Origin of the sequence: Streptomyces sp. sk2.1, from assembly GCF_008120935.1 — a bacterium.
In the GTDB taxonomy this organism is placed as follows: Bacteria; Actinomycetota; Actinomycetes; order Streptomycetales; family Streptomycetaceae; genus Streptomyces.
Map to the genome: position 1 here is coordinate 153,622 of NZ_RDBO01000083.1, position 5,926 is coordinate 159,547.

4 protein-coding genes and 2 pseudogenes are annotated in these 5,926 nt (G+C 71.3%); 4 read left to right on the plus strand and 2 right to left on the minus strand.

Annotated elements, in window-relative coordinates; genetic code table 11:
- Window positions 1–27: 27 nt before the first annotated feature.
- Window positions 28–96, plus strand: a pseudogene (locus EAO76_RS46920) (hypothetical protein); the annotation flags it as partial.
- A 51-nt stretch (window positions 97–147) separates the two neighbouring features.
- Here the strand turns inward: EAO76_RS46920 and EAO76_RS37545 are convergent.
- A pseudogene (locus EAO76_RS37545) lies at window positions 148–1,860 on the minus strand (phosphatidylglycerol lysyltransferase domain-containing protein); the annotation flags it as partial.
- A 140-nt stretch (window positions 1,861–2,000) separates the two neighbouring features.
- On the opposite strand from EAO76_RS37545, the gene EAO76_RS37550 reads away from it, so the two are divergent.
- Entirely contained in the window at window positions 2,001–3,125 is a 1,125-nt protein-coding gene (locus tag EAO76_RS37550) for an esterase family protein (RefSeq protein WP_148840696.1), read from the plus strand.
- 28 nt (window positions 3,126–3,153) lie between these two features.
- Here EAO76_RS37550 and EAO76_RS37555 read toward each other — a convergent pair whose 3' ends face one another.
- Window positions 3,154–4,368 (minus strand): ABC transporter ATP-binding protein, encoded by a 1,215-nt coding sequence (locus EAO76_RS37555; protein WP_148840697.1) that lies wholly within the window; start codon window positions 4,366–4,368, stop codon window positions 3,154–3,156.
- A 129-nt stretch (window positions 4,369–4,497) separates the two neighbouring features.
- Between EAO76_RS37555 and EAO76_RS37560 the strand changes: the two genes are divergently transcribed.
- Together EAO76_RS37560 and EAO76_RS37565 are read left to right on the plus strand one after the other, a co-directional pair.
- Window positions 4,498–5,208 (plus strand): ABC transporter permease, encoded by a 711-nt coding sequence (locus EAO76_RS37560; RefSeq protein ID WP_148840698.1) that lies wholly within the window; start codon window positions 4,498–4,500, stop codon window positions 5,206–5,208.
- Between the two features lie 4 nt (window positions 5,209–5,212).
- On the plus strand, window positions 5,213–5,887 hold the full coding sequence (locus tag EAO76_RS37565) for an ABC transporter permease (RefSeq protein WP_148840699.1): 675 nt from the start codon (window positions 5,213–5,215) through the stop codon (window positions 5,885–5,887).
- The last annotated feature ends 39 nt before the right edge of the window (window positions 5,888–5,926 follow it).

Genomic DNA, 5,926 nt, shown 5'->3' on the forward strand with positions numbered 1-5,926 from the left:
GTCTGCTACCGCGTCGTGTCCGGGGTGATGCTGGCCAGCGGCGACCCGATCGGCGACGTGGAGGCGTGGCCCGGCGCCATCGAACGGTTCATGGACGAGGCCAGGGCCCACTCCTGGACCCCCGCCGTGATGGGCTGCAGCGAGACCGGCGGCGAGCGAGATGCGGGGCAGGTCGCGGGCGGCCCGGTAGACCACGAAGCGGGGTTCCCAGCGTGGCCGGAACTTCGCGTTGAACTTGTACAGCGACTCGATCTGGAACCAGCGCGACAGGAAGATCAGCAGTCCGCGCCAGACGCGCAGCACCGGCCCCGCGCCCAGCTTCTCGCCCCGGGCGAGCGCCGAGCGGAACATCGCGAAGTTCAGCGAGACGCGTTCGACCGAGAGCCGGGGGGCCGCCTGGAGGGCGGCGACGATCAGCAGTTCGTTCATGCCGGGGTCGGCGGAGCGGTCGCGGCGCATCAGGTCGAGGGACATGCCGTCGGTGCCCCACGGGACGAAGTGGAGCACGGCCTTCAGGTCGCCGTACGGGGAGTCGGCGTCGCGCTCGCCGGCCTTGTGGGCGGTCGCGACGACGCAGTCCCCGTCGGCGGGGTCGCCGATCCGGCCGAGCGCCATGGAGAAGCCGCGCTCGGTGTCGGTGCCGCGCCAGTCGGCGGCGGCGCGGCGGATGCGGTTCAGTTCGGCCTCGCCGATGTCACGGACGCGGCGGACCCGGGTCTCGTAGCCGAGCCGTTCGATGCGCTTCACCATCTGGCGTACGTTGCGCATCGGCCGCCCGGCGAGCGAGAAATCCGCGACGTCCACCACCGCCTCGTCGCCGAGTTCCAGCGCGTCGAGGCCGGTCTCGCGGGTCCAGACCTCGCCGCCGGTCTCGCTGCAGCCCATCACGGCGGGGGTCCAGGAGTGGGCCCTGGCCTCGTCCATGAACCGTTCGATGGCGCCGGGCCACGCCTCCACGTCGCCGATCGGGTCGCCGCTGGCCAGCATCACCCCGGACACGACGCGGTAGCAGACGGCGGCCTTGCCGCTGGGGGAGAAGACGACGCCCTTGTCGCGGCGGAGCGCGAAGTGGCCGAGCGAGTCGCGGCCGCCGTGCTTCTCCAGCAGGGCGCGCAGCCGGGCCTCGTCGTCCTCGGTGAGGCGGGCCGCCGGGTGCTCGGGGCGGAAGGCGAGGTAGATGGTGGTGACGGCGGTCAGCAGGCCGAGGGCGCCGAGGGAGTACGCCACGGTCCAGGAGGTGTCCCCGGAGTAGTCGACGGGTCCTTCGAGGCCGAACATCCCGTACAGCACGTGCTGGAGGCGGTCGGCGATGCTGGGGTTGCCCACGACCCGGCCCGGGTGGGCGCTGACGACGACGAGTCCGAGGGCGATCGAGCCCGCGCCGAGGAGCACGAAGTTGGCCAGGGCCCGCCAGCGGCTGCGGGGGTCGGGCAGGGCGGCGAACTCGCCGCGGTGCCGGACCAGCAGCAGGCACAGGGCCAGCGAGACGAGGGTGCCGAGGACCGAGTGCCGGTAGGCGAACTGCGCCAGCGCCCCGGCCGGCAGCAGGACGACGGCGGCCCGCCAGGCCCGCCGCTTGCGCCGTTTGAGGCCGTGGGCGAGCAGCAGCAGGAGGATGCCCGCGCTCAGGGAGAGGGCGGCGGCGAACGGCCCGAGGGCGCCGGGCAGCACCTCGGCCAGGGTGTGCATCCGGCTGTGCCGGAAGCGCGGGAAGACGCCCGCGGCGATGTCGATCAGGCCGACGGCGGTGCAGGCGGTGCCGACCAGGGCCGGTACGGACTCGGGGCGCGGGCCGCGTACGAACCTGCGCACCGGACTCGGAACCGATCCCGATTTATCCCCATCTAGCGTGACAGACATCGCTTCCCGTGGTTCCGCGAGAGATTCTTGTGTCCTTCGGTCGTAGCCCTCCGGACGATGTGCGACCTGTAGGACGAGGCTTCCGGAGCGAGGGTTCACCCGTCGGCCGGAAATTTCCAGACAAGAAAGCTCACCCCTCCATGGGTCTCACCAGCAATGTGTTCCTGGGCCTGGTCGTCGCGCTCGCGGTGGCGTTCTTCGCCGCCACGGTCTGGCTCTGGCCCCGGCTGGCCCGCCGCGGCGTGCGCGCGGTGCTCGGCCGGATCGGCCTGCTGCTGGTGACCCAGGTGACGCTCTTCGCCTCGGTCGGCCTGCTGGCCAACAACTCCTTCCTCTTCTACGGCTCGTGGGACGACCTGCTCGGCCGTCAGCAGGACCTGGGGGTCGTCACGGACCACGCGGCCGGGACGCTCGCCGCCAAGAACATCGTCCGGGTGGGGGCGCAGCTGCCGGACGTGCCGGGCGCCTCGCGGCCGGAGAAGAAGGGGCGGATCGACAAGGTCGTGATCTCGGGCCGGCGGTCGGGGATCGAGAGCTCGGCGTACGTGTACCTGCCGCCGGAGTACTTCCAGCCGGCGTTCGCCCGCCGGAAGTTCCCCGCCGTGGTCGTCCTCACCGGATATCCGGGCATCGCGGAGAACCTCCTGAAGGGCCTCGACTACCCGCGGACGGCGTACGAACGGGTGAGGGCCGGTCGGGCGCAGCCGATGATCCTGGTGATGCTGCGGCCGACGCTGGCGCCGCCGCGGGACACCGAGTGCGTGGACGTCGAGGACGGTCCGCAGACCGAGACGTTCCTCGCCGAGGACCTGCCGCGGGTGGTCTCGGACGTGTACCGGATCGGCCGGCAGGCCCACAACTGGGGCATCATGGGCAACTCGACCGGTGGTTACTGCGCGTTGAAGATCGGGCTCCACCACCCGGACCGGTTCGCCGCGAGTGCCGGGCTCTCCGCGTACTACAAGGCGGCCGAGGACCCGACGACCGGCGACCTCTTCCACGGCGACCAGGGCGCGCGCGACCGGGCCGACCTGCTGTGGAGCCTGGACCACCTGCCGAAGCAGCCCGCCTCGTCCTTCCTGGTCACCACGTCCAGGCAGGGCGAGGGCAACTACCGCGCCACGCGGCGGTTCATCGACAAGGTGAAGGCGCCCGCCCAGGTCTCGTCGATCGTGCTGGACAGCGGGGGGCACAACTTCAACACCTGGCGGCGGGAGATCCCCTCGGCACTGGACTGGATGAGCAGTCGGCTCAGTGAGAACTGACGGAGGTTCGGGGGCCGGGTTCCTGGGTTCAGGACGAGCGGGTGCTCGCCACGCTCTCGACCGCCACCCCGGCGCGCGGGACGTCCCGGGCGTCCGCGTCGATCGAGCGGCGCAGCGCCTCGTGCAGCCGGGTCGGGGTGAGCACGCCGAGGAAGCGGCCGCCGTCGGTCCCGTCCACGACGGCGATCCAGCCGGCGTCGTGCTGGAGCATGGTGGCGAACGCCTGCTTGAGCGGGGCGCCGAGGGGCAGCCGGGCCTCCATCGCGCGGGCGTGGGCGCGCACCGTCCCCCCGGAGCCGGAGCCGGAGCCGGAGCCGGAGCCGGAGCCGGAGCCGGTGGCTGTGGCGTCGGCCGGGAGCCAGCCGTACAGGTTGTCCTCGCCGTCCAGGACGACGGCCCAGCGCGCCCCCTCGGACCGCAGCCGTCCGGTCGCCTCCGCCAGGGGGTCGTCGAGGCGGACGACCGGCGGGTGGTCGAGGTCGCTCTCCTCGACGGGGGTCACGGACAGCCGCTTGAGGCCGCGGTCGGCGCCGACGAAGTCCGCGACGTACGGGGTGGCCGGTGCGCCGAGCACGGTGGCCGGGGAGTCGAACTGCTCGATGGAGCCCTGCCCGTAGACGGCGATGCGGTCCCCGAGCCGGACCGCCTCCTCGATGTCGTGGGTGACGAACAGCACGGTTTTGCGGACCTTTTCCTGGAGTTTCAGGAATTCGTTCTGCAGGTGTTCCCGCACGACCGGGTCGACCGCTCCGAAAGGCTCGTCCATCAGCAGCACCGGCGGGTCGGCGGCCAGTGCCCGTGCCACGCCGACGCGTTGGCGCTGGCCGCCGGAGAGCTGTTCCGGATAGCGGTCGCCATAAACGGAAGGATCGAGTCCGACAAGGTCGAGGAGTTCCGCGGCGCGCTGCCGTCCCTTTCCCCGTTTCCAGCCCAGGAGATGGGGGACGGTCGCGGTGTTCTCCAGGATCGTGCGGTGCGGGAAGAGCCCCACCTGCTGGATCACATAGCCGATACGGCGGCGCAGCCGGACGGGATCGATGGCGGATATGTCGTCCCCGTCGAGGAATATCCGTCCCTCGGTCGGTTCGGTCAGCCGGTTCACCATCTTCATGGTGGTCGTCTTGCCGCATCCCGACGGTCCGACGAGCGTGACCAGTTCACCCTCGGCGACCTCGAAGGAAAGGTCGTCGACGGCGGTGGTGCCGTCCGCGTACCGCTTGGTGACGTGCTCGAATCGGATCATGGTTCCCCATTGTGGCGCGTGTTCTGTGAAGGACGTGTTGCTGAAATACAACGGGCCTCGGCGATTGTCAGTGGTCGAGGATAGGCTCGCCGGAGTTCGGTTCGAGTGGGCAATGGGGGAGGGGGGCCGATGGCCGCGGGACAGAACTGCCTGGTGACGAACGACTGGATCTGCGGGGAGTATCTCCGTTCCCGGAGCCAGGAGTTGACCGATGCGACGGTCCAGCACATCTGGATCACCGCGGTATCGGTGCTGATCGGACTCGCGGTGGCCTTTCCGCTGGCGCTGCTCGCGCGTCGCGGCCGCCGTTTCGCCGGGCCCGTGCTCGGACTGACGACGGTGCTCTACACGGTGCCCTCGCTCGCCATGTTCTCGCTGCTGCTGCCGCTGTTCGGGCTCTCCGCCGCGCTGGTCGTCACCGGACTGGTGCTGTATTCGCTGACCGTCCTCGTGCGGAACATCCTGGCGGGCCTGGAGGCCGTTCCGCCGGAGGCGAAGGAGGCCGCGAGAGGCATGGGCTACGGGCCGCTGCGGCTGCTGTGGGAGGTGGAAGTCCCGCTGGCGCTGCCCGCGTTGATGGCCGGGGTCCGGATCGCCACGGTCTCGACGATCGCGCTGACGACGGTCGGGTCGATCATCGGCAAGGGCGGCCTCGGCAATCTCATCGGGGACGCGCTGCCCAGCTTCTTCAAGGCCCAGGTGCTCACGGCCTCGGTGCTGTGCGTGCTGCTCGCGGTGACCGCGGACCTGCTGCTGCTCGGTGTGCAGCGGCTGTTGACCCCCTGGACCCGAATACGCACCCCGCGGGCGGACACCGCCGCCGCGGCCGAGGCGGTCTGAATCCATGGGAGTTCTCGGCGAGGCCTGGACCTGGCTCACCACCGGCGCCAACTGGTCGGGGGAGGGCGGCGTGTCCCACCGGCTCGGTGAGCACCTGTACGTCAGCGGCGTCGCGCTCGTCCTGGCGTGCGCGATCGCGCTGCCGACGGGGCTGTACCTCGGGCACATCGGGAGGGGCGGCGCGCTGGCCGTCAACATCTCCAACGTGGGGCGGGCGATCCCGGTCTTCGCGGTGCTGTCCCTCTTCATGGTCTCGCCGCTGCGCAACGCCGGATACGCGCCGACGATCATCGCGCTGGTGCTGTTCGCCGTGCCTCCCCTGCTGACCAACGCCTACGTCGGGATGACGGAGGTGGACCGGTCGGTGATCGAGGCGGCGCGCGGCATGGGGATGTCCGGCCGGCAGCTCTTCGCACGGGTCGAGCTCCCGCTGGCCCACCCGATGATCATGACCGGGCTGAGGTCCGCCGCGGTCCAGGTGGTGGCCACGGCCACGATCGCCGCGCTGGCCGGTCTGGGCGGCCTGGGCCGGATCATCACCGCCGGGTTCAACACCTATAACACCCCCCAGGTGGTCGCCGGGGCGCTGCTGGTCGCCGTGCTCGCGCTGCTGGTGGAGGCGGTGCTGATGGGCCTGGACCGGCTGCTGTCGCCGCTGCGCCGCCGCCGGACGGCGTGACGGCCGCATGACAGCCCGCCGCCGCCCGCCCCCGTGCCC